Here is a 26,531-nt window from a genome sequence, read left to right on the forward strand (position 1 = left end):
TGGAACCACCTGATCCCATCCCGAACTCAGAAGTGAAACGATGCATCGCCGATGGTAGTGTGGGGTTTCCCCATGTGAGAGTAGGTCATCGTCAAGATTAAATTCCGAAACCCCAATTGCGAAAGCAGTTGGGGTTTTGTTTTGCCCGCAGGAAAATGGATTCTTTGAATTCTATGCAGCGGCCCGGTGCATGGCTATTATTCGGGCCTCATTCTGAGGCGAGACCTGCATGCTGACGTTGTTGAACCTTCTGAAGGATGGTCGATTCCATTCCGGTCAGGCTCTGGGGGCTGCCCTGGGAATTAGTCGAAGTGCGGTGTGGAAGCAGCTTCAGCACCTGGAGGCTGAGCTTGGGTTATCCATACATAAAGTTCGGGGACGGGGCTATCAATTGGCCTCGCCATTGACTTTGCTTGACTCGCTCGAGATAGAGGAAAGTCTTCCTGGCTGGTCTGTCAGTATCTTTGATTCCGTCGACTCTACTAATGCTGAATCGTTGCGCGAGGTGGATCGGGGGCGGACGGCTCCCTTTCTTGTGCTGGCCGAGCTCCAAAGATCAGGGCGTGGGCGCAGGGGGCGTAAATGGGTGAGTCCGTTTGCTGAAAACCTCTATTACAGCCTCGTGTTGCGCATTGATGGTGGGATGCGTCAGCTTGAGGGGTTAAGTCTTGTTGTTGGTCTCGCGGTCATGCAGGCCTTGCATGCGCTTGGGGTGCCAGGTGCAGGACTGAAATGGCCAAATGATGTATTGGTCGGGCGAAAAAAAATCGCCGGGATCCTGTTGGAGCTGGTTGGTGATCCGGCAGACGTGTGTCATGTAGTGTTGGGCATAGGCATTAATGTGAACATGCAGGCTACAGATGAAGTCGATCAGCAATGGACTTCAATGCGTCTAGAGTCGGGTAAATCTTGTGATCGCAATATTCTGGCGGTTGAGCTGAGTAAGCAGCTGCAACTCTATTTGCAGCGTCACCAATCGGGCGGCTTCTCTGCGCTTCAGTCGGAGTGGGAGGCGAGCCATTTGTGGCAGGGGCAACCGGTTTCTCTCACTGCGGGGGTCAATCAAGTAGATGGTGTGGTGCTGGGAATCGATAATCAAGGCGCACTGCGGCTAAAGGTAGATGGTGTGGAAAAAGTCTTTAGTGGTGGTGAGCTCAGCTTGAGGTTGCGTGATGATTCTTGAGCTTGATTGTGGAAACAGCTTTATCAAGTGGCGTGTGCTGCGGGCTGAGGCGGACGCCTTGATCGCGGAAGGAGTGGTCGACTCTGATGGCGCCTTGGTCGACAGTCTACGGTCGCTTGAGAAGGTGTCTCTCGTCAAATGTCGCCTTGTCAGCGTAAGAGCTGAAGATGAGACCAATTTGCTGATTGGCTTGCTTAAGCAGGAGTTCGGCATTTCCGTTGTCTGTGCGGCGCCCGCTCGCGAGATGTCCGGCGTAAAGAATGGCTACGACGATTATGAGCGCCTTGGCCTCGATCGTTGGCTGGCGATGCTTGGTGGTTTTCACCTGGCTAAAGGGGCCTGTCTGGTACTAGATTTTGGGACGGCGGTGACCGCCGATTTTATCTCCGCGGACGGTGAGCATTTGGGAGGCTTCATTTGTCCCGGCATGCCGCTAATGCGTAATCAGCTGCGTACCCATACTCGAAAAATTCGCTATGGAGATCTCGCGGCGGAGCGGGCATTGACGAGCCAGGCTCCGGGGCGCTCTACAGCTGAGGCTGTTGAGCGTGGCTGTTCGTTGATGCTCAGAGGGTTCGTGTTGACGCAGTTGGAGATGGCGCGTTCCTACTGGGGTGATGATTACCGAATCTTCATCACGGGGGGGGATGCCGAGCTGGTCTCGGATGTCGCGCCTGAGGCTCGGGTCGTTTCTGATTTGGTGTTCGTGGGTTTGGCTATGGCGTGTCCTTTGTCCTGAGGTTTGTATGCGTTGGTTGTTCCTTCTACTTCTGGTACTCAATGTGTTTTATTACGTCTGGCATCAGCAGGAGGCGCCGCTACGCGCAAAGGATGTCACGCCGCTCAGTCTTTATCGTGGCCCGCAACAGGATATTCGCCTGTTGAGTGAGGCTGGAGGTGATGCTTCCCGTGAAAAAAGGGCTGGGGGAAAGCCTGATGGACAGTGCCTATATATAGGCGGTTTGGGTCGACCTGAGTCTGCCCAGGTGTTGGAACAGCGTTTGACGGAGCTGGGAGCAAAAGCTCTTCCTTCGTCAAAAGAGTATTCCGGCGGCTCATATTGGTTCCAGATTACGCCCGAAACCCAGCGTTTGCTGGGTGATGCTCAGCTACAAAACCTTTCCAAGGAATTCAATGAGTTAAAACATAAAATAATGCTGTGCGAGGGGGTTGCACCTGCGGAATAGTTTGCATAGAATGGCGCCCGCTCCACAGCGAAGACCTGAAAAGGTTGGTGCGGCGGGGTGATGTCAATGCAGCTAACCTCAGGTTTTTAAATGAGAAAATGCTTGACAGAGGCTTGGCATGGTATAGAATGCCGGCCTGATTAGGAGGGGTTCCCGAGCGGCCAAAGGGATCAGACTGTAAATCTGACGTCTACGACTTCGAAGGTTCGAATCCTTCTCCCTCCACCAGATTTTAGCGTGAGCTGCAGGCTCCGCGGGTATAGTTTAGTGGTAGAACCTCAGCCTTCCAAGCTGATGATGCGGGTTCGATTCCCGCTACCCGCTCCAAGTTTGCAGGTTGTGCAAAGTGTTACGCTCTTGTAGCTCAGTTGGTAGAGCACACCCTTGGTAAGGGTGAGGTCAGCGGTTCAAATCCGCTCAAGAGCTCCATATAACAAGGCAGATATGAAAATATCTGCCTTTGTTTTAATGGCTCGTGTTGTTTGCTTAATTTCTTCTGTTAGGGGTGATATCGATGGCTAAGGAAAAATTTGATCGTTCCCTGCCGCACGTCAACGTTGGCACCATCGGTCACGTAGACCATGGTAAAACCACGCTGACCGCTGCTCTGACTCGCGTTTGCTCCGAAGTTTTCGGTTCGGCCGTAGTTGAATTCGACAAGATCGACAGCGCTCCAGAAGAAAAAGCTCGCGGTATCACCATCAACACCGCGCACGTTGAGTACAACTCGAACATTCGTCACTACGCTCACGTTGACTGCCCAGGTCACGCTGACTACGTGAAGAACATGATCACTGGTGCTGCGCAGATGGACGGCGCGATCCTGGTTTGCTCGGCCGCTGATGGTCCGATGCCACAAACCCGTGAGCACATCCTGCTGTCCCGTCAGGTAGGCGTTCCGTACATCGTGGTTTTCCTGAACAAGGCTGACCTGGTAGACGACGCTGAGCTGCTGGAACTGGTTGAGATGGAAGTTCGCGACCTGCTGTCCACCTACGACTTCCCAGGCGACGACACTCCGATCATCATCGGTTCGGCTCGTATGGCGCTGGAAGGCAAAGACGACAACGAAATGGGCACCACCGCTGTTAAGAAGCTGGTGGAAACTCTGGACAGCTACATCCCAGAGCCAGAGCGTGCTATCGACAAGCCATTCCTGATGCCAATCGAAGACGTATTCTCGATCTCGGGTCGCGGTACTGTTGTAACCGGTCGTATCGAGCGCGGTATCGTTCGCGTTCAAGACGCCCTGGAAATCGTTGGTCTGCGTGACACCGCCACCACCACCTGCACCGGTGTTGAGATGTTCCGCAAGCTGCTGGACGAAGGCCGTGCTGGTGAGAACTGCGGCGTTCTGCTGCGTGGTACCAAGCGTGACGACGTTGAGCGTGGTCAGGTTCTGGTTAAGCCGGGTTCGGTTAAGCCGCACACCAAGTTTACTGCAGAAGTTTACGTTCTGAGCAAGGAAGAAGGCGGTCGTCACACTCCGTTCTTCAAAGGCTACCGTCCACAGTTCTACTTCCGTACTACTGACGTGACCGGTAACTGCGAGCTGCCAGAAGGCGTTGAAATGGTAATGCCAGGTGACAACATTCAGATGACTGTTACCCTGATCAAAACCATCGCGATGGAAGACGGTCTGCGTTTCGCAATCCGTGAAGGCGGCCGTACCGTTGGTGCTGGTGTCGTAGCCAAGATCATCGAGTAAACAGTTGTAATGTCTTTTTCAGGCCGGCATAATGGTCGGCCTGATTTTGTTTTAGGTCAGTAGCTCAATTGGCAGAGCGACGGTCTCCAAAACCGTAGGTTGGGGGTTCGATTCCCTCCTGACCTGCCAGATTCACTTGGTGTGTCTGGCTTTCTTTTCACAGGATCTTCATAGATGACTCCTAAAGCTGAAGCTCAAGGCTCTCGCTTCGATTTGCTCAAGTGGCTTGTCGTAGTCGCTTTGGTAATTGTTGGCGTTGTCGGCAATCAGTATTACGCTGCTTCGCCGATCCTGTACCGCGTACTTGCATTGCTTGTTATTGCTGCTGTAGCTGCCTTTGTAGGCCTGCAGACTGCCAAGGGCAAGTCTTTCTTTGTACTGGTTAAGGAGGCTCGCACCGAGATTCGTAAAGTCGTATGGCCAACTCGCCAAGAAACCACGCAAACCACGCTGATTGTTGTGGCTGTTGTTCTGGTTATGGCGTTGCTGTTGTGGGGGCTTGATTCCCTGCTCGGCTGGCTTGTTTCCTTGATTGTCGGCTAAGGGTGTCCCGTGGCTAAGCGTTGGTACGTTGTGCATGCTTACTCGGGTTACGAGAAGCATGTCATGCGTTCGTTGATCGAGCGCGTAAAGCTGGCTGGCATGGAAGATGGCTTCGGCGAAATTCTGGTTCCCACTGAAGAAGTGGTTGAAATGCGTAATGGCCAGAAACGCAAAAGCGAGCGCAAATTCTTCCCAGGTTATGTGCTGGTTCAGATGGACATGAACGAGGGTACTTGGCACTTGGTCAAGGATACTCCTCGGGTGATGGGTTTTATCGGCGGTACTGCTGATAAGCCGGCACCAATCACCGATAAAGAAGCTGAGGCGATTCTGCGTCGTGTTGCTGACGGTAGCGACAAGCCGAAGCCGAAGACATTGTTCGAGCCGGGCGAAACCGTTCGAGTCAATGACGGTCCGTTCGCTGACTTTAACGGTGTTGTTGAAGAAGTTAACTACGAAAAGAGCCGGATCCAAGTGGCGGTGCTCATTTTCGGACGCTCTACTCCGGTAGAGTTGGAGTTCAGTCAGGTCGAAAAGGTCTAACTGAGCAAGCATCCCAACCCCGCAGCCCTAGGCTGTGGGGTTTTGTCGTCACTGGGATAAACGCGCAAGTAACCGGGGAGCCTTTCGAGGCGTTCGAACCCGTAATTGGAGTGCCTCATGGCCAAGAAGATTACCGCTTACATCAAGCTGCAAGTGAAGGCCGCTCAGGCTAACCCAAGCCCACCTGTTGGTCCTGCTCTGGGTCAGCACGGCGTGAACATCATGGAATTCTGCAAAGCTTTCAACGCCCGTACCCAGGGTCTGGAAGCTGGTCTGCCGACTCCGGTGATCATCACTGTCTACAGCGACCGTAGCTTCACTTTCGAAACCAAATCCACCCCTGCTTCGGTTCTGCTGAAGAAGGCGGCCGGTCTGACCAGCGGTTCCGCTCGTCCGAACACCGTTAAGGTTGGCACTGTTACCCGTGCTCAGCTGGAAGAAATCGCGAAAACCAAAAACGCGGATCTGACTGCAGCTGATATGGATGCAGCCGTGCGCACTATCGCCGGTTCTGCTCGTAGCATGGGCCTTAACGTGGAGGGTGTGTAATGGCTAAGCTGACCAAGCGCCAAAAGGCTATCGCTGAAAAAATCGAAGCGGGCAAGTCCTACAACTTCGAAGAGGCCGCAACTCTGCTGGCTTCGCTGCCAGCTGCCAAATTCGTCGAGTCGTACGACGTAGCTGTAAACCTGGGCGTAGACCCGCGTAAATCCGACCAGGTCGTTCGTAGCGCTACTGTGCTGCCACACGGCACTGGCAAGACTGTTCGCGTTGCTGTGTTCACCCAGGGTCCAGCTGCTGAGGCCGCTCTGGCTGCCGGCGCTGACCGTGTAGGTATGGATGAGCTGGCTGCCGAAATGAAAGGCGGCGACCTGAACTATGACGTAGTGATCGCATCCCCGGATGCCATGCGCGTTGTAGGTCAACTGGGTCAGATCCTCGGTCCACGTGGTCTGATGCCTAACCCGAAAGTCGGCACTGTTACCCCAGACGTCGCTACCGCGGTCAAAAATGCCAAGGCTGGTCAGGTTCGTTATCGCACCGACAAAAACGGCATCATCCACACTTCTGTTGGCAAGATCGGCTTCGATGCCGTCAAGCTGAAGGAAAACGTTGAAGCCCTGATCGCTGATTTGAAGCGTATCAAGCCAGCTTCTTCGAAAGGTATCTACGTCAAGCGCGTTACCCTGAGCACCACTATGGGCCCAGGTCTGGTCATCGACCAGAGCTCGCTGGACGCGTAAGACAAAAATTGGCGCAGTTAACTGCGCCAATTGAAAGATTGGGGTCCCTGCCTGGCGGGGGCTATCCAAGACCGTAGGCGACGCAAGTCTTAAACCTCAAGCCTACGCAGATGGTGCTCCCGGTTCCTTACCGAATCAGACACCAAAACGACATTCGGTTTCGATCGGATGAAACGGTAACAAGCAGGAGTTAAACCCGTGGCAATTAATCTCGAAGACAAGAAGGCCATCGTCGCTGAAGTCAACGAGGCTGCCAAAGTCGCTCTGTCCGCTGTCGTGGTTGATGCCCGTGGCGTAACAGTAGGCGCAATGACCGGACTCCGTAAAGAGGCTCGTGAAGCTGGCGTTTACGTACGTGTTGTACGTAACACCCTGCTCAAGCGCGCTGTTGCTGGCACTTCGTACGAAGTGCTGGACAGTGCGTTCACCGGCCCGACCCTGATTGCATTCTCCAACGAACACCCGGGCGCTGCTGCTCGTCTGTTCAAGGAATTTGCCAAGGGTCAGGATAAGTTCGAGATCAAGGCAGCTTCGTTCGAGGGCAAGTTCCTCGCAGCGAATGAGATCGACGTGCTGGCAAGCCTGCCAACTCGCGACGAAGCTATTGCGAAACTGATGAGCGTGATTCAAGGCGCTACCAGCAAGCTGGCTCGTACTCTGGCGGCAATTCGCGATCAGAAAGAAGCAGCTGCAGCCTGAGGCTGAGCGTTTCCACTCTCGCGTATTTTTGTTTATTTCGACGGCCGTACAGGCTGTCCACCAAATCAGGAATTGAGTCATGTCTCTGACTAACGAACAAATCATCGAAGCAATCGGCCAGAAAACCGTTCTGGAAGTTGTTGAGCTGATCAAAGCAATGGAAGAAACCTTCGGCGTGACCGCTGCTGTTGCTGCTGCTGGTCCAGCTGCTGCTGCCGCTGTTGTTGAAGAGCAAACCGAGTTCAACGTTGTTCTGGTTGAAGCCGGCGAGAAGAAAGTAAACGTGATCAAGGCAGTTCGTGAACTGACCGGTCTGGGCCTGAAAGAAGCCAAAGAGAAAGTCGACGGCGCTCCTCAGGTTGTAGCTGAAGGCGTTTCGAAAGAAGCTGCTGAAGACGCTAAGAAGAAGCTGGAAGAAGCAGGCGCTAAAGTCGAGCTGAAGTAAGCATCGACTTTGCTCCTCCAGCCCGAGCGTCAAGCGACAGGCTGATGGCTGGTGGCTCTTGCCACCGGCCTTTTTCCGTTATTGGCAGCCGACTGGGTCGGTGTCGATAACGAGCTGTAACCACCCGATGCGGTGGCGCAAACCATGGGGTTTGCACGATTTTCTGGCTGCTCCCGTCGGGAGGGGCCAAACAAGCAGGTGACCAAGCTGGGGAACGCTGATGGCTTACTCATATACTGAGAAAAAACGTATCCGCAAGGACTTTAGCAAGTTGCCGGACGTCATGGATGTGCCTTACCTCCTGGCCATCCAGCTGGATTCGTATCGTGAATTCTTGCAAGCGGGAGCGACTAAAGATCAGTTCCGCGACGTGGGCCTGCATGCGGCCTTCAAATCCGTTTTCCCGATCATCAGCTACTCCGGCAATGCTGCGCTGGAGTACGTCGGTTATCGCCTGGGCGAACCGGCATTTGATGTCAAAGAATGCGTATTGCGCGGTGTAACTTTCGCCGTACCTTTGCGGGTAAAAGTGCGCCTGATCATTTTCGACAAAGAATCGTCGAACAAAGCGATCAAGGACATCAAAGAGCAAGAAGTCTACATGGGTGAAATCCCATTGATGACTGAGAACGGTACCTTCGTAATCAACGGTACCGAGCGTGTGATCGTTTCCCAGCTGCACCGTTCCCCGGGCGTGTTCTTCGACCACGACCGTGGCAAGACGCACAGCTCCGGCAAACTGCTGTACTCCGCGCGCATCATTCCTTACCGCGGTTCGTGGCTGGACTTCGAGTTCGACCCGAAAGACTGCGTCTTCGTGCGTATCGACCGTCGTCGCAAGCTGCCGGCCTCGGTTTTGCTGCGTGCACTCGGTTACACCACCGAAGAAGTGCTGGACGCGTTCTACACCACCAACGTATTCCACCTGAGCGGCGAAACCCTCAGCCTGGAACTGGTGCCATCGCGCCTGCGTGGTGAAGTTGCGGTTCTGGACATCCAGGATGAGAAGGGCAAGGTCATCGTTGAGCAAGGCCGCCGTATTACCGCGCGCCACATCAACCAGATCGAAAAAGCCGGAATCAAGACGCTGGATGTGCCGCTGGACTACGTCCTCGGTCGTACGACCGCGAAGGCCATCGTGCACCCGGCTACCGGTGAGATCCTGGCAGAGTGCAACACCGAGCTGTCGACCGAGATCCTGGCGAAAATCGCCAAGGCCGGCGTCGTACGCATCGAGACTCTGTACACCAACGACATCGACTGCGGTCCGTTCGTCTCCGACACGCTGAAGATCGACTCCACCAGCAACCAATTGGAAGCGCTGGTCGAGATTTATCGCATGATGCGTCCAGGCGAGCCGCCAACCAAGGACGCTGCCGAGACCCTGTTCAACAACCTGTTCTTCAGCCCTGAGCGTTACGATCTCTCTGCGGTCGGCCGGATGAAGTTCAACCGTCGTATCGGTCGTACCGAGATCGAAGGTTCGGGTGTGCTGTGCAAGGAAGACATCGTCGCGGTACTGAAGACTCTGGTCGACATCCGTAACGGTAAAGGCATTGTCGATGATATCGACCACCTGGGTAACCGTCGTGTTCGCTGCGTAGGCGAAATGGCCGAGAACCAGTTCCGCGTTGGCCTGGTACGTGTTGAGCGTGCGGTCAAAGAGCGCCTGTCGATGGCTGAAAGCGAAGGCTTGATGCCGCAAGATCTGATCAACGCCAAGCCAGTGGCTGCGGCGGTGAAAGAGTTCTTCGGTTCCAGCCAGCTGTCGCAGTTCATGGACCAGAACAACCCGCTGTCCGAGATCACCCACAAGCGTCGTGTCTCTGCACTCGGCCCTGGCGGTCTGACTCGTGAGCGCGCGGGCTTCGAAGTCCGTGACGTACACCCGACTCACTACGGTCGTGTCTGCCCGATTGAAACGCCGGAAGGTCCGAACATCGGTCTGATCAACTCCCTGGCTGCTTACGCTCGCACCAACCAGTACGGCTTCCTCGAGAGCCCGTACCGCGTGGTGAAAGAGGGTGTGGTCACCGACGACATCGTGTTCCTGTCCGCCATTGAAGAAGCCGATCACGTGATCGCGCAGGCTTCGGCGACCATGAACGAGCAGAAAGTCCTGGTCGACGAACTGGTGGCCGTACGTCACCTGAACGAATTCACCGTCAAGGCGCCGGAAGACGTCACCTTGATGGACGTTTCGCCGAAGCAGGTAGTTTCGGTTGCAGCGTCGCTGATTCCGTTCCTCGAGCACGACGACGCCAACCGTGCATTGATGGGTTCGAACATGCAGCGTCAAGCTGTACCAACCCTGCGCGCTGACAAGCCGCTGGTCGGTACCGGCATGGAGCGTAACGTGGCTCGCGACTCCGGCGTTTGCGTCGTGGCTCGTCGCGGCGGCGTGATCGACTCCGTTGATGCCAGCCGTATCGTGGTTCGTGTTGCTGATGACGAAGTTGAAACCGGCGAAGCTGGTGTCGACATCTACAACCTGACCAAATACACCCGCTCGAACCAGAACACTTGCATCAACCAGCGTCCGCTGGTGAGCAAGGGCGATCGTGTTCAGCGTGGCGACATCATGGCCGACGGCCCGTCCACCGACATGGGTGAACTGGCTCTGGGTCAGAACATGCGCATCGCGTTCATGGCGTGGAACGGCTTCAACTTCGAAGACTCCATCTGCCTGTCCGAGCGTGTGGTTCAGGAAGACCGTTTCACCACGATCCACATTCAGGAACTGACCTGTGTGGCACGTGACACCAAGCTTGGCCCAGAGGAAATCACTGCGGACATCCCGAACGTGGGTGAAGCTGCGCTGAACAAGCTGGACGAAGCCGGTATCGTTTACGTAGGTGCTGAAGTTGGCGCAGGCGACATCCTGGTAGGCAAGGTCACTCCGAAAGGCGAGACCCAACTGACTCCGGAAGAAAAACTGCTGCGCGCAATCTTCGGTGAAAAAGCCAGCGACGTTAAGGATACTTCCCTGCGCGTGCCAACGGGCACCAAAGGTACTGTCATCGACGTACAGGTCTTCACGCGTGACGGCGTTGAGCGTGATGCTCGTGCGCTGTCGATCGAGAAGTCCCAGCTGGACGAGATCCGCAAGGATCTGAACGAAGAGTTCCGCATCGTTGAAGGCGCGACCTTCGAGCGTCTGCGTTCCGCTCTGGTAGGCCACAAGGCTGAAGGCGGCGCGGGCCTGAAGAAAGGTCAGGACATCACCGACGAAGTACTCGACGGTCTTGAGCATGGTCAGTGGTTCAAACTGCGCATGGCTGAAGATGCTCTGAACGAGCAGCTCGAGAAGGCTCAGGCCTACATCGTTGATCGTCGCCGTCTGCTGGACGACAAGTTCGAAGACAAGAAGCGCAAACTCCAGCAGGGCGATGACCTGGCTCCAGGCGTGCTGAAGATCGTCAAGGTTTACCTGGCAATCCGTCGTCGCATCCAGCCGGGCGACAAGATGGCCGGTCGTCACGGTAACAAAGGTGTGGTCTCCGTGATCATGCCGGTTGAAGACATGCCGCACGATGCCAATGGCACCCCGGTCGACGTGGTCCTCAACCCGCTGGGCGTACCTTCGCGTATGAACGTTGGTCAGATCCTTGAAACCCACCTGGGCCTCGCGGCCAAAGGTCTGGGCGAGAAGATCAACCGGATGGTCGAAGAGCAGCGCAAAGTCGCTGAGCTGCGTACCTTCCTGGACGAGATCTACAACCAGATCGGCGGTCGTAACGAAGATCTGGACAGCTTCTCCGATCAGGAAATCCTGGATCTGGCGAAGAACCTGCGTGGCGGTGTTCCAATGGCCACTCCAGTGTTCGACGGTGCCAAGGAAAGCGAAATCAAGGCCATGCTGAAACTGGCAGACCTGCCAGAAAGCGGCCAGATGCAGCTGACCGACGGCCGTACCGGCAACAAGTTCGAACGTCCAGTTACCGTTGGCTACATGTACATGCTGAAGCTGAACCACTTGGTAGACGACAAGATGCACGCGCGTTCTACCGGTTCGTACAGCCTGGTTACCCAGCAGCCGCTGGGTGGTAAGGCGCAGTTCGGTGGTCAGCGTTTCGGGGAGATGGAGGTCTGGGCACTGGAAGCATACGGTGCTGCTTACACTCTGCAAGAAATGCTCACAGTGAAGTCGGACGATGTGAACGGCCGGACCAAGATGTACAAAAACATCGTGGACGGCGATCACCGTATGGAGCCGGGCATGCCCGAGTCCTTCAACGTGTTGATCAAGGAAATTCGTTCCCTCGGCATCGATATCGATCTGGAAACCGAATAACACGTGACGCGATCGAGAGCGGGGCAGGATTGCCCGCTCTCTGCTCCGCCAGGAGGAAAGGCCTTGAAAGACCTACTGAATTTGCTGAAAAACCAGGGTCAAGTCGAAGAGTTCGACGCCATCCGTATCGGATTGGCCTCGCCTGAGATGATCCGCTCGTGGTCGTTCGGTGAAGTTAAAAAGCCGGAAACCATCAACTACCGTACGTTCAAACCTGAGCGTGACGGTCTGTTCTGCGCCAAGATCTTTGGCCCGGTAAAGGATTACGAGTGCCTGTGCGGTAAGTACAAGCGCTTGAAGCACCGTGGTGTGATCTGCGAGAAGTGCGGCGTTGAAGTTGCACTCGCCAAGGTTCGTCGTGAGCGCATGGCGCACATCGAACTGGCTTCGCCGGTTGCCCACATCTGGTTCCTGAAATCGCTGCCGTCCCGTATCGGCCTGCTGATGGACATGACCCTGCGTGATATCGAGCGCGTTCTCTACTTCGAGAGCTATGTCGTTATCGACCCGGGCATGACCACTCTTGAAAAAGGTCAGCTGCTGAACGACGAGCAGTACTTCGAAGCGCTGGAAGAGTTCGGTGACGATTTCGACGCCCGCATGGGTGCCGAAGCTGTCCGCGAACTGCTGCACGCTATCGACCTGGAACACGAGATTGGCCGTCTGCGTGAAGAAATTCCGCAAACCAACTCCGAAACCAAGATCAAGAAGCTGTCCAAGCGTCTGAAGTTGATGGAAGCCTTTCAGGGTTCCGGCAACCTGCCAGAGTGGATGGTGCTGACCGTTCTGCCGGTTCTGCCGCCAGATCTGCGTCCACTGGTCCCGCTGGATGGCGGTCGTTTCGCGACTTCCGACCTCAACGATCTGTATCGTCGAGTGATCAACCGTAACAACCGTTTGAAGCGCCTGCTGGATCTGTCCGCTCCGGACATCATCGTGCGCAACGAAAAGCGTATGTTGCAGGAAGCTGTCGATGCACTGCTCGACAACGGTCGTCGTGGCCGCGCTATCACCGGTTCGAACAAGCGTCCTCTGAAATCCCTGGCTGACATGATCAAGGGTAAGCAAGGTCGTTTCCGTCAGAACTTGCTCGGTAAGCGTGTTGACTACTCGGGTCGTTCGGTAATTACCGTAGGTCCGACCCTGCGTCTGCACCAGTGCGGTCTGCCGAAGAAGATGGCTCTCGAGCTGTTCAAGCCGTTCATTTTCGGCAAGCTGGAAATGCGTGGTCTGGCGACCACCATCAAAGCGGCCAAGAAAATGGTCGAGCGCGAACTGCCAGAGGTTTGGGACGTTCTCGCTGAGGTGATTCGCGAACACCCGGTTCTTCTCAACCGTGCACCGACCCTTCACCGTCTGGGTATCCAGGCGTTTGAACCGGTACTGATCGAAGGTAAGGCTATCCAGCTGCACCCTCTGGTCTGCGCCGCGTACAACGCCGACTTCGACGGCGACCAAATGGCCGTGCACGTACCGCTGACGTTGGAAGCCCAGCTCGAAGCGCGTGCGTTGATGATGTCGACCAACAACATTCTGTCGCCAGCCAACGGTGAGCCAATCATCGTTCCGTCGCAGGACGTTGTATTGGGTCTGTACTACATGACTCGTGAAGCGATCAACGCCAAGGGCGAAGGTCGTGTGTTCGCGGATCTGCAGGAAGTTGACCGTGTGTTCCGTGCCGGCGAGGCCGCACTGCACGCCAAGATCAAGGTTCGTATCAACGAAACCGTGAACGATCGTGACGGCAACAGCGTGAACAACACCCGTATCGTCGACACCACTGTCGGCCGTGCGCTGCTGTTCCAGGTTGTGCCAAAAGGTCTGTCGTTCGACGTCGTCAACCTGCCGATGAAGAAAAAGGCGATCTCCAAGCTGATCAACCAGTGCTACCGCGTGGTTGGTCTGAAAGAGACCGTGATCTTCGCTGACCAGTTGATGTACACCGGTTTTGCCTACTCGACCATCTCCGGCGTTTCCATCGGTGTTAACGACTTCGTTATCCCGGATGAAAAAGCCCGCATCATCGGTGCAGCCACCGACGAAGTGAAAGAGATCGAGAGCCAGTACGCCTCCGGCCTGGTAACCCAGGGCGAGAAGTACAACAAAGTGATCGACCTTTGGTCGAAAGCGAACGACGAAGTCTCCAAGGCGATGATGGCCAACCTCTCGAAAGAGAAAGTCATCGACCGTCACGGCGACGAAGTCGAGCAAGAATCGTTCAACTCGATGTACATGATGGCCGACTCGGGTGCGCGGGGTTCCGCAGCACAGATTCGTCAGCTGGCCGGTATGCGTGGTCTGATGGCCAAGCCGGACGGTTCCATCATTGAAACGCCGATTACTGCGAACTTCCGTGAAGGTCTGAGCGTACTCCAGTACTTCATCTCGACTCACGGTGCTCGTAAAGGTCTGGCGGATACCGCGTTGAAAACTGCGAACTCCGGTTACCTGACTCGTCGTCTGGTAGACGTGGCGCAGGATCTGGTCGTGACCGAGATCGATTGCGGCACCGAACACGGTCTGCTGATGACTCCGCACATTGAAGGCGGTGACGTTGTAGAGCCGTTGGGTGAGCGCGTATTGGGTCGTGTCATTGCCCGTGACGTATTCAAGCCGGGTACCGAGGACGTCATCGTTCCTGCTGGCACCCTGGTAGACGAGAAGTGGGTCGAGTTCATCGAGCTGAACAGCATCGACGAAGTGATCGTGCGTTCGCCGATCAGCTGCGAAACCCGCTATGGCATTTGCGCCAAGTGCTACGGCCGTGACCTGGCTCGTGGTCACCAGGTGAACATCGGTGAAGCGGTCGGCGTTATCGCTGCCCAGTCCATCGGTGAGCCGGGTACCCAGCTGACGATGCGTACGTTCCACATCGGTGGTGCGGCAAGCCGTACTTCCGCAGCCGACAGCGTTCAGGTGAAGAATGGCGGTACCGTCCGTCTGCACAACCTGAAACACGTTGAGCGTGTGGATGGCAACCTGGTTGCTGTGTCCCGTTCCGGTGAGCTGGCAATCGCTGACGACTTCGGTCGTGAGCGCGAGCGTTACAAGCTGCCGTACGGTGCTGTGATTTCGGTTAAAGAAGGTGACAAGGTCGACGCTGGCGCAATCGTGGCCAAGTGGGATCCGCACACTCACCCGATCGTTACCGAAATGAAAGGTACCGTGACCTACGTGGGCATGGAAGAAGGCATCACGATCAAGCGTCAGACTGACGAATTGACCGGTATGACCAACATTGAAGTACTCGATGCCAAAGACCGTCCGGCTGCCGGTAAGGACATCCGTCCTGCGGTGAAGATGGTTGATGACAACGGCAAGGATCTGTTGCTGCCAGGCACTGACGTTATCGCTCAGTACTTCCTGCCAGCCAACGCCCTGGTCGGTGTTGCGGACGGTGCGAAGATTGCGATCGGTGATGTTATCGCTCGTATCCCGCAAGAAACTTCGAAAACCCGTGACATCACCGGTGGTCTGCCGCGTGTTGCCGACTTGTTCGAAGCCCGTCGTCCGAAAGAAGCGTCGATTCTGGCTGAAGTCAGCGGCACCATCGCGTTCGGTAAAGAGACCAAAGGCAAGCGTCGTCTGGTCATTACCCCGAACGACGGTAGCGATCCGTACGAAGAGCTGATTCCGAAGTGGCGTCACCTGAACGTGTTCGAAGGTGAACAGGTAAACCGCGGCGAAGTTATCTCCGACGGTCCGAGCGATCCGCACGACATCCTGCGTCTGCTGGGTGTGAGCGCGCTGGCCAAGTACATCGTCAACGAGATCCAGGACGTTTACCGTCTGCAAGGCGTGAAGATCAACGACAAGCACATCGAGACCATCCTGCGTCAGATGCTGCGTAAAGTTGAGATCTCCGAGTCCGGCGATTCCAGCTTCATCAAGGGCGACCAGATGGAACTGACTCACGTTCTGGTAGAGAACGAGCGTCTGAACGCGGAAGACAAGTTTGTCTCCAAGTTCACCCGCGTTCTGCTGGGTATCACCAAGGCGTCGTTGTCGACCGAATCGTTCATCTCGGCGGCTTCCTTCCAGGAAACCACCCGCGTACTGACCGAAGCGGCGGTAACCGGCAAGCGTGATTACCTGCGCGGCCTGAAAGAAAACGTGGTCGTGGGTCGTCTGATCCCGGCCGGTACCGGTCTGGCTTATCACAGCGAGCGTAAGCGTCGTCGTGATGCAGACAAACCGTTGCGCGTAAGCGCCAGTGAAGTGGAAGCTGCACTGACCGAAGCGCTGAACTCGAGCGGTAACTGAGTTCTGCGGAAAATGAGCTGAGGCCCTGATCAAGCCGTTCATCGAATCGAGACAATTTGTCGAGGTTCGACGAGCGGGGAGGTCGGGGCCTTGCCTTGACTGGGGACAAGATCCTCTTTAGACTCTTGATCCCCTAAATTTGGCGGGAGTTCGTTCCTGCCATTTTGCTTTTCTTGCAAGACAATAGCGTCGCAAGACAACAGTGGAGCTAGTAGATGGCAACTATCAACCAGCTGGTACGTCAGCCGCGTAAGCGTATCGTCGAGAAATCCGACGTGCCTGCGCTGCAGAACTGCCCGCAACGTCGTGGCGTGTGCACCCGTGTGTACACCACTACGCCGAAAAAACCTAACTCGGCACTGCGTAAAGTATGCCGTGTGCGTCTGACCAACGGTTTCGAGGTTTCCTCGTACATCGGTGGTGAAGGCCACAACCTGCAAGAGCACAGCGTGGTACTGATCCGCGGCGGTCGTGTAAAAGACTTGCCAGGTGTTCGTTACCACACCGTTCGCGGCTCCTTGGATACTTCCGGCGTTAAAGGCCGTAACCAGGGTCGTTCGAAGTACGGTACCAAGCGTCCGAAGTAATCGGCCGTTTTGCAGATTTTCATTTTATTGAGTCGATAAGAGTAAGGTCGGGCGCGCATCCACTGGATCTGTCCCGAGCTAACCTGAAGACCGTTTGAGGGCTTATCAATGCCAAGACGTCGCGTAGCAGCAAAGCGTGAGATTCTGGACGATCCGAAATACGGAAGCCAAATCCTCGCCAAATTCATGAACCACGTTATGGAAAGCGGCAAGAAAGCCGTTGCCGAGCGTATCGTTTATGGTGCCCTGGAAACCGTTGCGGCTCGCAAGACCGGCACCGATCCCCTGGAACTCTTCGAAAAAGCACTCGACGCCATCGCTCCGCTGGTCGAAGTGAAGTCGCGCCGCGTTGGTGGTGCTACTTACCAGGTTCCGGTCGAGGTTCGTCCGTCCCGTCGTAACGCTCTAGCAATGCGCTGGTTGGTAGACTTCGCCCGCAAGCGCGGCGAGAAGTCCATGGCTCTGCGCTTGGCTGGCGAACTGCTGGATGCTGCTGAAGGTAAAGGTGCTGCTGTTAAGAAGCGTGAAGACGTGCACCGTATGGCCGAAGCTAACAAAGCTTTCTCGCACTACCGCTTCTAATTTTAGCTTCACTAATTTTGCGAGGGCTTTATGGCTCGTACTACTCCGATTAGTCGCTACCGTAACATCGGTATCGTCGCTCACGTGGATGCTGGTAAAACCACCACCACCGAGCGCGTCCTTTTTTACACTGGCAAAAGTCACAAAATGGGCGAGGTGCATGACGGCGCCGCGACCACAGACTGGATGGTTCAGGAGCAGGAGCGTGGTATTACCATTACTTCTGCTGCCATTACCGCCTTCTGGAAAGGTTCCGAGAAGCAGTACCCACACGAGCATCGCTTCAACGTAATCGATACCCCGGGCCACGTAGACTTCACCATTGAAGTGGAACGCTCCCTGCGCGTACTCGACGGTGCTGTCGTGGTGTTCTGCGGTACTTCGGGTGTTGAGCCTCAGTCGGAAACCGTATGGCGTCAGGCCAACAAATACGGCGTTCCACGTCTTGTTTACGTAAACAAGATGGACCGTGCTGGTGCCAACTTCCTGCGCGTGATCGGTCAGATCAAACAGCGTCTGGGTCACACTCCGGTGCCGATCCAGCTGGCTATCGGTTCGGAAGACAACTTCCAGGGCCAGATCGACCTGATCAACATGCAAGCTGTCTACTGGAACGACTCTGACAAGGGTATGGTTCCGGTTCGCAAGGAAATCCCTGCGGACATGCTTGAACTGGCTGAAGAATGGCGCAACAACATGGTTGAAGCCGCCGCCGAAGCCAGCGAAGAGCTGATGAACAAGTACCTGGAAGGTGAAGAGCTGTCGATCGCCGAGATCAAGGCTGCTCTGCGTCAGCGTACTATCGCCGGCGAAATCGTTCTGGCTGTTTGCGGTTCTTCGTTCAAGAACAAGGGCGTTCCCCTGGTTCTCGACGCCGTTATCGACTTCCTGCCTGCTCCGACCGATATTCCTGCTATCAAGGGTTCCAACCCTGATAACGAGGAAGAAGAGATGGAGCGTCATGCAAGCGACGACGAGCCGTTCGCGGCGCTGGCGTTCAAGATCGCTACCGACCCATTCGTGGGTACCTTGACCTTCGTCCGTGTTTACTCGGGCGTGTTGAACTCCGGCGACGGCGTGATCAACTCGGTTAAAGGCAAGAAAGAGCGCGTGGGTCGTATGGTGCAAATGCACGCAAACGCCCGTGAAGAGATCAAGGAAGTGCGCGCTGGCGACATCGCGGCCCTGATCGGCATGAAGGACGTCACCACTGGTGAAACCCTCTGCAACGCTGACAAGCCAATCATCCTGGTTCGCATGGACTTCCCGGAGCCGGTTATTTCGGTTGCCGTAGAGCCTAAGACCAAGGATGACCAGGAAAAAATGGGTATCGCTCTGGGCAAACTTGCTCAGGAAGACCCGTCTTTCCGCGTTAAAACTGATGAAGAGACTGGTCAGACGATCATCTCCGGCATGGGCGAGCTGCACCTGGACATCCTGGTTGACCGGATGCGCCGTGAGTTCAACGTCGAAGCCAACATCGGCAAGCCACAGGTTTCGTACCGTGAGCGCATCACGAAGAGCTGCGAAGTCGAAGGCAAGTTCGTTCGTCAGTCCGGCGGTCGTGGCCAGTTTGGTCACTGCTGGATTCGCTTTGCTCCTGCTGACGAAGGTCAGGAAGGTCTGCAATTCCTGAACGAAGTAGTGGGTGGTGTGGTTCCTAAGGAATACATCCCGGCTATCCAGAAGGGTATCGAAGAGCAGATGAAGAACGGCGTTGTTGCCGGCTATCCGCTGATCGGCCTGAAGGCTACCGTGTTCGATGGTTCTTACCACGACGTCGACTCCAACGAGATGGCGTTTAAAGTGGCTGCTTCCATGGCGACCAAGCAACTGGCCCAGAAGGGCGGTGGTGAGTTGCTCGAGCCGATCATGGCGGTAGAGGTTGTTACGCCTGAAGACTATATGGGTGATGTAATGGGCGACCTTAACCGTCGTCGCGGCTTGATCCAGGGTATGGAAGACACAGTGTCCGGCAAGGTTATCCGTGCCGAAGTTCCACTGGGCGAGATGTTCGGTTATGCAACCGACGTTCGTTCCATGTCCCAGGGTCGCGCAAGCTACTCTATGGAATTCAAAAAATACGATACGGCTCCGTCGCACATCGTCGAATCCGTTACCAAAAAACAAGGCTGATTCAGCCCCTTTAGGCTAGGAGTTAATTGTCGTGGCTAAAGAAAAATTTGATCGTTCCCTACCGCACGTAAACGTTGGCACCATCGGCCACGTTGACCACGGTAAAACCACTCTGACCGCTGCTCTGACTCGCGTCTGCTCCGAAGTTTTCGGTTCGGCCGTAGTTGAATTCGACAAGATCGACAGCGCTCCAGAAGAAAAGGCTCGCGGTATCACCATCAACACCGCGCACGTTGAGTACAACTCGAACATTCGTCACTACGCTCACGTTGACTGCCCAGGTCACGCTGACTACGTGAAGAACATGATCACTGGTGCTGCGCAGATGGACGGCGCGATCCTGGTTTGCTCGGCCGCTGATGGTCCGATGCCACAAACCCGTGAGCACATCCTGCTGTCCCGTCAGGTAGGCGTTCCGTACATCGTGGTTTTCCTGAACAAGGCTGACCTGGTAGACGACGCTGAGCTGCTGGAACTGGTTGAGATGGAAGTTCGCGACCTGCTGTCCACCTACGACTTCCCAGGCGACGACACTCCGATCATCATCGGTTCGGCTCGTATGGCGCTGGAAGGCAAAGACGACAACGAAATGGGCACCACCGCTGTTAAGAAGCTGGTGGAAACTCTGGACAGCTACATCCCAGAGCCAGAGCGTGCTATCGACAAGCCTTTCCTGATGCCAATCGAAGACGTGTTCTCGATCTCGGGTCGCGGTACTGTTGTAACCGGTCGTATCGAGCGCGGTATCGTTCGCGTTCAAGACGCCCTGGAAATCGTTGGTCTGCGTGACACTACCACCACCACCTGCACCGGTGTTGAGATGTTCCGCAAGCTGCTGGACGAAGGTCGTGCTGGTGAGAACTGCGGCGTTCTGCTGCGTGGTACCAAGCGTGACGACGTTGAGCGTGGTCAGGTTCTGGTTAAGCCGGGTTCGGTTAAGCCGCACACCAAGTTCACTGCAGAAGTTTACGTTCTGAGCAAGGAAGAAGGCGGTCGTCACACTCCGTTCTTCAAAGGCTACCGTCCACAGTTCTACTTCCGTACTACTGACGTGACCGGTAACTGCGAACTGCCAGAAGGCGTTGAAATGGTAATGCCAGGTGACAACATTCAGATGACTGTTACCCTGATCAAAACCATCGCGATGGAAGACGGTCTGCGTTTCGCAATCCGTGAAGGCGGCCGTACCGTTGGTGCTGGCGTCGTAGCTAAAATCATCGAGTGATCTCTTTATTGAGTCAGCTTTGATGAGTTGAAAAAGCCCCCGCTTAGCGGGGGCTTTTTTATTGGGTTGACACCTATCTGGGGCGTCTATAGAATTGCGCCTCCTTTTAACGGGCGTATTGCGCCCGGTGGGAATAGCAGCCGGAGTCTGAAATCCAATGCAAAATCAGCAAATCCGTATCAGGTTGAAGGCTTTTGACCATCGCCTGATCGACCAATCAACCCAGGAAATCGTGGAAACCGCGAAACGTACTGGTGCTCAAGTGCGTGGTCCAATTCCACTGCCTACCCGTAAAGAGCGGTTCACCGTTCTGGTTTCCCCGCACGTCAACAAAGACGCGCGTGACCAGTACGAGATCCGCACTCATAAGCGCGTTCTGGACATCGTCCAGCCAACGGATAAAACCGTTGATGCACTTATGAAGCTTGATCTTGCGGCCGGTGTGGAAGTGCAGATCAGCCTCGGCTAAGACTCGGTCTTGGTCGTGTAACGCTCTGAAATGGGCGGCCATAGCGGGTGAAAGCCCCGTACACTCATGAGGTTTACAACATGACTATTGGTGTAGTCGGTCGTAAAGCGGGTATGACCCGTATTTTCACCGAAGAAGGTGTCTCCATTCCGGTCACGGTCATTGAGATCGAGCCGAATCGCGTCACCCAGTTCAAAACTGAAGAAACCGATGGCTATCGTGCAGTGCAAGTCACTGTCGGCGAGCGTCGTGCTTCCCGTGTAACAGCTGCTCAGGCTGGCCACTTCGCCAAGGCGAACGTTGCCGCTGGTCGTACCGTAATGGAATTCCGCCTTGAAGAAGGCGAGTACCAGGCCGGCGATCTGATCAACGCTGAAATCTTCGCTGCTGGTCAACTGGTTGATGTAACCGGTCAGTCCAAAGGTAAAGGCTTCCAGGGTACGATCAAGCGTTGGAATTTCCGCGGGCAAGATAACACCCACGGTAACTCCGTATCCCACCGCGTCCCAGGCTCTATCGGCCAGTGCCAGACTCCTGGTCGTGTATTCAAGGGCAAAAAAATGTCCGGTCATATGGGCGCTGAGCGCGTGACCGTGCAGTCCCTGGAAGTAGTGCGCGTGGACGCTGAACGCAATCTGTTGCTGGTCAAGGGTGCTGTTCCTGGCGCTACTGGCGGCAACCTGGTTGTACGTCCAGCAGCCAAGGCTCGCGGTTAAGGGGAAGCTGACATGCAATTAAATGTAAATGACGCTCAAGCGATCGAAGTTTCCGAACTGACATTTGGCGGCGAATTCAACGAGACGCTGGTTCACCAAGCAGTCGTGGCCTACATGGCCGGCGGCCGTCAAGGTAGCAAGCAGCAAAAGACCCGTTCCGACGTTCGTGGTGGCGGTAAGCGCCCATGGCGTCAGAAAGGTACTGGCCGTGCTCGTGCCGGTACTATCCGTAGCCCAATCTGGCGCGGCGGCGGCACCACTTTCGCAGCTCGTCCACAGGATCACTCCCAGAAGCTGAACAAGAAGATGTACCGCGCAGCAATGCGTTCCATCCTTGCTGAGCTGGTGCGTACTGATCGTCTGGTCGTGGTTCAGGATTTCGCAGTTGAAACTCCGAAAACCAAAGACCTGCTGGGCAAACTGAACAACATGAGCCTGACCGACGTTCTGATCGTGTCGGACGCTGTTGATCAGAACCTGTACCTGGCTGCTCGCAACCTGCCGCACGTAGATGTGCGTGACGTGCAAGGTTCCGATCCAGTTAGTCTGATCGCATACGACAAGGTGTTGATCACCGTGTCGGCCGTGAAGAAATTCGAGGAGCTGCTGGGATGAACCAGGAACGCGTATTTAAAGTTCTGCTTGGCCCGCACGTTTCCGAGAAGGCTACGGTTCTGGCAGACAAGAAAGGCCAGTTCGTTTTCAAGGTTGCTACTGACGCAACCAAGCTGGAAATCAAGAAGGCCGTCGAAAGCCTGTTCAGCGTGAAAGTTGAGCGTGTTACTACCCTGAACGTTCTGGGTAAGAGCAAGCGCACCGCTCGCGGTCTGGGCAAGCGTAATGACTGGAAGAAGGCAGTTATCTCCCTTCAGCCAGGCCAAGATCTCGATTTCAGCAGCAGTGCTGAGTAAGGAAGGGGTGCATCATGGCAATCGTTAAATGCAAACCGACTTCCCCTGGCCGCCGTTTTGTGGTCAAGGTGGTCAACCAGGAGCTGCATAAAGGCGCTCCTCACGCACCGCTGCTCGAGAAAAAGTCGAAGTCTGGTGGTCGTAACAACAATGGCCGTATTACCACTCGTCACATCGGTGGTGGTCATAAGCAGCATTATCGTCTGGTCGACTTCCGTCGCAACGACAAAGATGGCATCGCTGCCACTGTCGAGCGTATCGAATACGATCCAAACCGTACTGCTCACATCGCTCTGCTGCTGTACGCAGATGGCGAGCGTCGCTACATCATCGCCCCTAAAGGCGTGAGCGCTGGCGACCAGCTGATCGCAGGTGCTCTGGCGCCGATCAAGCCGGGCAACGCTCTGCAACTGCGCAACATTCCAGTTGGTAGCACCGTACACGGCATCGAACTGAAGCCAGGTAAGGGCGCACAAATCGCTCGTTCCGCTGGTGCTTCGGCTCAGCTGATCGCTCGTGAAGGCGTTTACGTGACCCTGCGTCTGCGTTCCGGTGAAATGCGTAAAGTACTGGCTGAGTGCCGTGCGACCCTGGGCGAAGTCTCGAACTCCGAGCACAGCCTGCGTTCGCTGGGTAAAGCTGGTGCCAAGCGCTGGCGTGGCGTTCGCCCAACCGTTCGTGGTGTTGCCATGAACCCGGTTGACCACCCACATGGTGGTGGTGAAGGTCGTACCTCTGGTGGTCGTCATCCGGTATCGCCATGGGGCTTCCCGACTAAGGGCGCGAAGACTCGTGGTAATAAGCGTACCGACAAAATGATCGTCCGTCGTCGCAAGTAAATAGAGGGATACGACAGTGCCACGTTCTCTGAAAAAAGGTCCTTTTATTGATCTTCACCTACTGAAGAAGATCGAAGTGGCGGCGGAAAAGAACGATCGCAAACCAATTAAGACTTGGTCGCGTCGTTCGATGATCCTGCCACAAATGGTCGGTCTGACCATCGCAGTACACAACGGTCGTCAGCACGTCCCAGTTCTCGTTAACGAAGACATGGTCGGCCACAAACTGGGCGAGTTCGCCGGTACCCGCAACTATCGCGGGCACGTGGCAGACAAGAAAGCCAAGCGTTAAGGGGTAAGGAAATGGAAGTAGCCGCTAAGTTGTCGGGCGCTCGAATCTCCGCCCAGAAAGCCCGCTTGGTCGCCGACCAGATCCGCGGGAAGAAGGTGGGCGAAGCGCTCAACCTGTTGGCTTTCAGCAGTAAGAAAGCCGCCGAGATCATGAAAAAAGTGCTGGAGTCGGCCGTAGCCAACGCCGAGCATAACGAAGGCGCAGACGTTGATGACCTGAAGGTCAGCACCGTTTTCGTCAACGAAGGGCGTTCGCTGAAGCGCATCATGCCACGTGCCAAAGGCCGTGCTGATCGCATCGTCAAGCGGTCTTGCCATATCACTGTCAAGGTTGCTGACAAGTAACGGAGTCGAAGAGATGGGTCAGAAAGTACATCCCATTGGCATTCGCCTGGGAATCGTCAAGGAGCACACCTCCGTCTGGTACGCAGACGGTCGGACTTATGCGGACTACTTGTTCGCTGATCTGAAGGTGCGTGAATACCTCCAAGACAAACTAAAAAGCGCGTCCGTAAGCCGTATCGATATCCATCGTCCGGCCCAAACTGCACGCATCACCATCCACACCGCTCGTCCAGGTATCGTTATCGGGAAGAAAGGTGAAGATGTTGAGAAACTGCGTCAGGACCTGACCAAGCAAATGGGTGTGCCTGTGCACATCAATATCGAAGAGATCCGCAAGCCGGAACTCGACGGTATGCTGGTTGCGCAGAGCGTAGCTCAGCAGCTGGAGCGTCGTGTAATGTTCCGTCGCGCCATGAAGCGCGCTGTACAGAACGCCATGCGCATTGGTGCCAAAGGCATCAAAATCCAAGTGAGCGGTCGTCTCGGCGGTGCTGAAATCGCACGTACTGAATGGTATCGCGAAGGTCGTGTGCCACTGCACACCCTGCGTGCCGACATCGACTATGCCAACTACGAAGCTCACACCACTTACGGTGTGATCGGTGTAAAGGTTTGGATCTTCAAAGGCGAAGTAATTGGTGGTCGCCAAGAAGAGCTGAAGCCACAAGCACCAGCGCCTCGTAAAAAAGCTGCTAAGTAAGGGGTACGCCAAATGTTGCAACCTAAGCGTACGAAGTTCCGCAAGCAGATGACCGGCCACAACCGTGGTCTGGCACTGCGCGGTAGCAAAGTCAGCTTCGGCGAGTTCGCGCTGAAGTCTGTAGCTCGTGGTCGTCTCACCGCTCGTCAGATCGAGTCAGCGCGTCGTGCTCTGACCCGTCACGTAAAACGTGGCGGCAAGATCTGGATCCGTGTATTCCCGGACAAGCCGATCTCCAAAAAGCCTCTCGAGGTTCGTATGGGTAAAGGTAAGGGTAACGTGGAGTACTGGGTTGCCCAGATTCAGCCAGGCAAAGTCCTGTATGAAATCGAGGGTGTTTCTGAAGAGCTGGCGCGTGAGGCTTTCGCCCTGGCTGCTGCAAAGCTGCCGCTCGCCACCTCCTTTGTTAAACGGACGGTGATGTGATGAAAGCGAATGAACTTCGTGAAAAATCCGCACAGCAGCTGAACGAGCAACTGCTCGGCTTGCTGCGCGACCAGTTCAATCTGCGTATGCAGAAAGCAACTGGCCAGTTGGGGCAGTCTCATCTGCTCTCGCAAGTTAAGCGTGACATCGCTCGCGTGAAGACTGTGCTCAACCAGCAGGCAGGTAAGTGATCATGGCTGAAGCCGAAAAAACTGTCCGTACGCTGACTGGCCGTGTTGTCAGCGACAAGATGGACAAAACCATCACCGTTCTGATCGAGCGTCGCGTTAAGCACCCGATCTACGGTAAATACGTTAAGCGTTCGACTAAGCTGCACGCGCACGACGAAACCAACCAGTGCCACATCGGCGACAAAGTCACTATTCGTGAAACTCGTCCGATGGCCAAGACCAAGTCTTGGGCGCTGGTTGATGTTCTCGAACGCGCTGTGGAAGTCTAAGGGCTAGGGGTCGGAGAAATTATATGATTCAGACTCAATCCATGCTCGATGTGGCCGATAACAGCGGCGCTCGCCGCGTTATGTGCATCAAGGTGCTGGGTGGCTCCCATCGTCGTTACGCTGGTATCGGTGACATCATCAAAGTTACCGTGAAGGAAGCAATTCCTCGCGGTAAGGTGAAAAAAGGCCAAGTGATGACTGCTGTTGTAGTCCGCACTCGTCACGGCGTACGTCGTGCTGATGGCTCCATTATCCGCTTTGATGGCAACGCTGCTGTTCTTCTGAACAACAAGCAAGAGCCGATCGGCACCCGTATCTTTGGGCCAGTGACCCGTGAGCTTCGTACTGAGAAGTTCATGAAGATCGTCTCGCTCGCCCCAGAAGTGCTGTAAGGAGATCCGACATGCAAAAGATTCGTCGTGACGACGAGATCATCGTGATCGCCGGCAAAGACAAAGGTAAGCGCGGTAAGGTGCTGAAGGTTCTTGCTGACAACCGTCTGGTTGTTGGTGGTCTGAACCTGGTCAAGCGTCATACCAAGCCTAACCCGATGTCGGGCGTACAGGGCGGTATCGTCGAGAAAGAAGCGCCACTGCACGCTTCCAACGTCGCCATCTTCAACGGCGAAACCAACAAGGCTGACCGCGTTGGTTTCAAAGTAGAAGACGGTAAGAAAATTCGTGTCTTCAAGTCGACCCAAAAAGCGGTTGATGCTTGAACACTGCTAGGTAGAAG

General features: G+C 55.3%; 29 protein-coding genes, 4 tRNA genes and 1 rRNA gene. All 34 read left to right on the forward strand.

What is annotated here, in order from left to right:
• A 5S ribosomal RNA gene (gene rrf, locus CAF77_RS16840) occupies positions 1-97 on the forward strand; the annotation flags it as partial.
• A 132-nt stretch (positions 98-229) separates the two neighbouring features.
• The gene (gene birA / locus CAF77_RS16845; RefSeq protein WP_064382253.1) at positions 230-1,183 is read left to right on the forward strand and encodes a bifunctional biotin--[acetyl-CoA-carboxylase] ligase/biotin operon repressor BirA; all 954 of its coding nucleotides are present in this window, start codon (positions 230-232) and stop codon (positions 1,181-1,183) included.
• On the forward strand, positions 1,173-1,922 hold the full coding sequence (locus CAF77_RS16850) for a pantothenate kinase (RefSeq protein ID WP_085654907.1): 750 nt from the start codon (positions 1,173-1,175) through the stop codon (positions 1,920-1,922). The genes birA and CAF77_RS16850 overlap by 11 nt, the downstream gene beginning before the upstream one ends.
• Before the next feature lie 7 nt (positions 1,923-1,929).
• Entirely contained in the window at positions 1,930-2,370 is a 441-nt protein-coding gene (locus tag CAF77_RS16855) for a hypothetical protein (RefSeq protein WP_064382251.1), read from the forward strand.
• A gap of 143 nt (positions 2,371-2,513) precedes the next feature.
• Positions 2,514-2,598: transfer RNA gene (locus CAF77_RS16860), tRNA-Tyr, on the forward strand.
• A gap of 25 nt (positions 2,599-2,623) precedes the next feature.
• Positions 2,624-2,697, forward strand: a tRNA-Gly gene (locus CAF77_RS16865).
• Positions 2,698-2,723: 26 nt separating this feature from the next.
• Positions 2,724-2,799 (forward strand) — tRNA-Thr (locus CAF77_RS16870).
• Positions 2,800-2,884: 85 nt separating this feature from the next.
• Positions 2,885-4,078, forward strand: coding sequence for an elongation factor Tu (tuf, locus tag CAF77_RS16875; protein ID WP_064382246.1), 1,194 nt, complete (start codon positions 2,885-2,887; stop codon positions 4,076-4,078).
• A 53-nt stretch (positions 4,079-4,131) separates the two neighbouring features.
• Positions 4,132-4,207: transfer RNA gene (locus CAF77_RS16880), tRNA-Trp, on the forward strand.
• A 45-nt stretch (positions 4,208-4,252) separates the two neighbouring features.
• Positions 4,253-4,621 carry a preprotein translocase subunit SecE gene (gene secE, locus CAF77_RS16885; protein ID WP_007957600.1) on the forward strand — a complete coding sequence of 123 codons (369 nt, stop codon included), beginning with the start codon at positions 4,253-4,255 and terminating at the stop codon, positions 4,619-4,621.
• Positions 4,622-4,630: 9 nt separating this feature from the next.
• Positions 4,631-5,164: a transcription termination/antitermination protein NusG gene (gene nusG, locus CAF77_RS16890; protein WP_007957598.1), complete on the forward strand. Its 534-nt coding sequence runs from the start codon at positions 4,631-4,633 to the stop codon at positions 5,162-5,164.
• Positions 5,165-5,281: 117 nt separating this feature from the next.
• Positions 5,282-5,713, forward strand: a complete 432-nt coding sequence (gene rplK / locus CAF77_RS16895) for a 50S ribosomal protein L11 (RefSeq protein WP_003228756.1) — start codon at positions 5,282-5,284, stop codon at positions 5,711-5,713.
• On the forward strand, positions 5,713-6,408 hold the full coding sequence (gene rplA / locus CAF77_RS16900) for a 50S ribosomal protein L1 (RefSeq protein ID WP_064382250.1): 696 nt from the start codon (positions 5,713-5,715) through the stop codon (positions 6,406-6,408). Before rplK ends, rplA begins: the two co-directional genes overlap by 1 nt.
• A gap of 198 nt (positions 6,409-6,606) precedes the next feature.
• Positions 6,607-7,107, forward strand: a complete 501-nt coding sequence (gene rplJ / locus CAF77_RS16905) for a 50S ribosomal protein L10 (RefSeq protein WP_064382249.1) — start codon at positions 6,607-6,609, stop codon at positions 7,105-7,107.
• 79 nt (positions 7,108-7,186) lie between these two features.
• The gene (gene rplL / locus CAF77_RS16910) at positions 7,187-7,552 is read left to right on the forward strand and encodes a 50S ribosomal protein L7/L12 (protein ID WP_007957596.1); all 366 of its coding nucleotides are present in this window, start codon (positions 7,187-7,189) and stop codon (positions 7,550-7,552) included.
• A gap of 220 nt (positions 7,553-7,772) precedes the next feature.
• Positions 7,773-11,846, forward strand: a complete 4,074-nt coding sequence (gene rpoB / locus CAF77_RS16915) for a DNA-directed RNA polymerase subunit beta (RefSeq protein ID WP_064382248.1) — start codon at positions 7,773-7,775, stop codon at positions 11,844-11,846.
• A gap of 63 nt (positions 11,847-11,909) precedes the next feature.
• Positions 11,910-16,109, forward strand: a complete 4,200-nt coding sequence (rpoC, locus tag CAF77_RS16920; RefSeq protein ID WP_007957594.1) for a DNA-directed RNA polymerase subunit beta' — start codon at positions 11,910-11,912, stop codon at positions 16,107-16,109.
• Between the two features lie 215 nt (positions 16,110-16,324).
• A complete protein-coding gene (rpsL, locus tag CAF77_RS16925; protein WP_003186084.1) occupies positions 16,325-16,696 on the forward strand; it encodes a 30S ribosomal protein S12 in 372 nt (123 codons plus the stop codon).
• Between the two features lie 108 nt (positions 16,697-16,804).
• Positions 16,805-17,278, forward strand: coding sequence for a 30S ribosomal protein S7 (rpsG, locus tag CAF77_RS16930; protein WP_007957592.1), 474 nt, complete (start codon positions 16,805-16,807; stop codon positions 17,276-17,278).
• 30 nt (positions 17,279-17,308) lie between these two features.
• Positions 17,309-19,414: an elongation factor G gene (gene fusA / locus CAF77_RS16935; protein WP_064382247.1), complete on the forward strand. Its 2,106-nt coding sequence runs from the start codon at positions 17,309-17,311 to the stop codon at positions 19,412-19,414.
• Between the two features lie 31 nt (positions 19,415-19,445).
• A complete protein-coding gene (gene tuf, locus CAF77_RS16940) occupies positions 19,446-20,639 on the forward strand; it encodes an elongation factor Tu (RefSeq protein ID WP_010220303.1) in 1,194 nt (397 codons plus the stop codon).
• Positions 20,640-20,796: 157 nt separating this feature from the next.
• Positions 20,797-21,108 (forward strand): 30S ribosomal protein S10, encoded by a 312-nt coding sequence (gene rpsJ / locus CAF77_RS16945; RefSeq protein ID WP_003186070.1) that lies wholly within the window; start codon positions 20,797-20,799, stop codon positions 21,106-21,108.
• Between the two features lie 80 nt (positions 21,109-21,188).
• The gene (rplC, locus tag CAF77_RS16950) at positions 21,189-21,824 is read left to right on the forward strand and encodes a 50S ribosomal protein L3 (RefSeq protein WP_007955641.1); all 636 of its coding nucleotides are present in this window, start codon (positions 21,189-21,191) and stop codon (positions 21,822-21,824) included.
• 12 nt (positions 21,825-21,836) lie between these two features.
• Positions 21,837-22,439 (forward strand): 50S ribosomal protein L4, encoded by a 603-nt coding sequence (gene rplD, locus CAF77_RS16955; protein ID WP_003228735.1) that lies wholly within the window; start codon positions 21,837-21,839, stop codon positions 22,437-22,439.
• On the forward strand, positions 22,436-22,735 hold the full coding sequence (gene rplW, locus CAF77_RS16960; protein WP_002555488.1) for a 50S ribosomal protein L23: 300 nt from the start codon (positions 22,436-22,438) through the stop codon (positions 22,733-22,735). The genes rplD and rplW overlap by 4 nt, the downstream gene beginning before the upstream one ends.
• Before the next feature lie 14 nt (positions 22,736-22,749).
• Positions 22,750-23,574 carry a 50S ribosomal protein L2 gene (gene rplB, locus CAF77_RS16965; RefSeq protein ID WP_003186055.1) on the forward strand — a complete coding sequence of 275 codons (825 nt, stop codon included), beginning with the start codon at positions 22,750-22,752 and terminating at the stop codon, positions 23,572-23,574.
• Positions 23,575-23,590: 16 nt separating this feature from the next.
• On the forward strand, positions 23,591-23,866 hold the full coding sequence (gene rpsS / locus CAF77_RS16970) for a 30S ribosomal protein S19 (protein WP_011336172.1): 276 nt from the start codon (positions 23,591-23,593) through the stop codon (positions 23,864-23,866).
• An 11-nt stretch (positions 23,867-23,877) separates the two neighbouring features.
• A complete protein-coding gene (gene rplV / locus CAF77_RS16975) occupies positions 23,878-24,210 on the forward strand; it encodes a 50S ribosomal protein L22 (protein ID WP_003103908.1) in 333 nt (110 codons plus the stop codon).
• Between the two features lie 13 nt (positions 24,211-24,223).
• Positions 24,224-24,910, forward strand: a complete 687-nt coding sequence (rpsC, locus tag CAF77_RS16980; protein WP_003176422.1) for a 30S ribosomal protein S3 — start codon at positions 24,224-24,226, stop codon at positions 24,908-24,910.
• 12 nt (positions 24,911-24,922) lie between these two features.
• On the forward strand, positions 24,923-25,336 hold the full coding sequence (gene rplP / locus CAF77_RS16985; RefSeq protein ID WP_003228729.1) for a 50S ribosomal protein L16: 414 nt from the start codon (positions 24,923-24,925) through the stop codon (positions 25,334-25,336).
• Complete coding sequence (gene rpmC, locus CAF77_RS16990) at positions 25,336-25,527, forward strand: 50S ribosomal protein L29 (protein WP_002555481.1); 192 nt, start codon at positions 25,336-25,338, stop codon at positions 25,525-25,527. The genes rplP and rpmC overlap by 1 nt, the downstream gene beginning before the upstream one ends.
• A 2-nt stretch (positions 25,528-25,529) precedes the next feature.
• Positions 25,530-25,796, forward strand: coding sequence for a 30S ribosomal protein S17 (rpsQ, locus tag CAF77_RS16995; RefSeq protein WP_003194644.1), 267 nt, complete (start codon positions 25,530-25,532; stop codon positions 25,794-25,796).
• Between the two features lie 23 nt (positions 25,797-25,819).
• Entirely contained in the window at positions 25,820-26,188 is a 369-nt protein-coding gene (gene rplN, locus CAF77_RS17000; RefSeq protein ID WP_002555479.1) for a 50S ribosomal protein L14, read from the forward strand.
• An 11-nt stretch (positions 26,189-26,199) separates the two neighbouring features.
• Positions 26,200-26,514, forward strand: coding sequence for a 50S ribosomal protein L24 (gene rplX, locus CAF77_RS17005; RefSeq protein ID WP_003186046.1), 315 nt, complete (start codon positions 26,200-26,202; stop codon positions 26,512-26,514).
• The last annotated feature ends 17 nt before the right edge of the window (positions 26,515-26,531 follow it).

The sequence above is a fragment of the Pseudomonas sp. R15(2017) genome, assembly GCF_002112685.1.
Lineage (GTDB): Bacteria > Pseudomonadota > Gammaproteobacteria > Pseudomonadales > Pseudomonadaceae > Aquipseudomonas > Aquipseudomonas glycinae.

Excerpts from the sequence above, each read along its gene's own strand:
- CAF77_RS16850 (WP_085654907.1), top strand. The coding sequence starts at position 1,173 with ATGATTCTTGAGCTTGATTGTGGAAACAGCTTTATCAAGTGGCGTGTG.
- rplK (WP_003228756.1), top strand. The coding sequence starts at position 5,282 with ATGGCCAAGAAGATTACCGCTTACATCAAGCTGCAAGTGAAGGCCGCT.
- CAF77_RS16855 (WP_064382251.1), top strand. The coding sequence starts at position 1,930 with ATGCGTTGGTTGTTCCTTCTACTTCTGGTACTCAATGTGTTTTATTAC.
- rplP (WP_003228729.1), top strand. The coding sequence starts at position 24,923 with ATGTTGCAACCTAAGCGTACGAAGTTCCGCAAGCAGATGACCGGCCAC.
- fusA (WP_064382247.1), top strand. The coding sequence starts at position 17,309 with ATGGCTCGTACTACTCCGATTAGTCGCTACCGTAACATCGGTATCGTC.
- rplA (WP_064382250.1), top strand. The coding sequence starts at position 5,713 with ATGGCTAAGCTGACCAAGCGCCAAAAGGCTATCGCTGAAAAAATCGAA.
- rplD (WP_003228735.1), top strand. The coding sequence starts at position 21,837 with ATGCAATTAAATGTAAATGACGCTCAAGCGATCGAAGTTTCCGAACTG.
- rpsL (WP_003186084.1), top strand. The coding sequence starts at position 16,325 with ATGGCAACTATCAACCAGCTGGTACGTCAGCCGCGTAAGCGTATCGTC.
- rplC (WP_007955641.1), top strand. The coding sequence starts at position 21,189 with ATGACTATTGGTGTAGTCGGTCGTAAAGCGGGTATGACCCGTATTTTC.
- birA (WP_064382253.1), top strand. The coding sequence starts at position 230 with ATGCTGACGTTGTTGAACCTTCTGAAGGATGGTCGATTCCATTCCGGT.
- rpoB (WP_064382248.1), top strand. The coding sequence starts at position 7,773 with ATGGCTTACTCATATACTGAGAAAAAACGTATCCGCAAGGACTTTAGC.
- rplV (WP_003103908.1), top strand. The coding sequence starts at position 23,878 with ATGGAAGTAGCCGCTAAGTTGTCGGGCGCTCGAATCTCCGCCCAGAAA.
- rpsG (WP_007957592.1), top strand. The coding sequence starts at position 16,805 with ATGCCAAGACGTCGCGTAGCAGCAAAGCGTGAGATTCTGGACGATCCG.
- rplB (WP_003186055.1), top strand. The coding sequence starts at position 22,750 with ATGGCAATCGTTAAATGCAAACCGACTTCCCCTGGCCGCCGTTTTGTG.
- rpmC (WP_002555481.1), top strand. The coding sequence starts at position 25,336 with ATGAAAGCGAATGAACTTCGTGAAAAATCCGCACAGCAGCTGAACGAG.
- rplX (WP_003186046.1), top strand. The coding sequence starts at position 26,200 with ATGCAAAAGATTCGTCGTGACGACGAGATCATCGTGATCGCCGGCAAA.
- rplL (WP_007957596.1), top strand. The coding sequence starts at position 7,187 with ATGTCTCTGACTAACGAACAAATCATCGAAGCAATCGGCCAGAAAACC.
- rpsQ (WP_003194644.1), top strand. The coding sequence starts at position 25,530 with ATGGCTGAAGCCGAAAAAACTGTCCGTACGCTGACTGGCCGTGTTGTC.
- rplW (WP_002555488.1), top strand. The coding sequence starts at position 22,436 with ATGAACCAGGAACGCGTATTTAAAGTTCTGCTTGGCCCGCACGTTTCC.
- secE (WP_007957600.1), top strand. The coding sequence starts at position 4,253 with ATGACTCCTAAAGCTGAAGCTCAAGGCTCTCGCTTCGATTTGCTCAAG.
- rpsJ (WP_003186070.1), top strand. The coding sequence starts at position 20,797 with ATGCAAAATCAGCAAATCCGTATCAGGTTGAAGGCTTTTGACCATCGC.
- rpsC (WP_003176422.1), top strand. The coding sequence starts at position 24,224 with ATGGGTCAGAAAGTACATCCCATTGGCATTCGCCTGGGAATCGTCAAG.
- rplN (WP_002555479.1), top strand. The coding sequence starts at position 25,820 with ATGATTCAGACTCAATCCATGCTCGATGTGGCCGATAACAGCGGCGCT.
- tuf (WP_064382246.1), top strand. The coding sequence starts at position 2,885 with ATGGCTAAGGAAAAATTTGATCGTTCCCTGCCGCACGTCAACGTTGGC.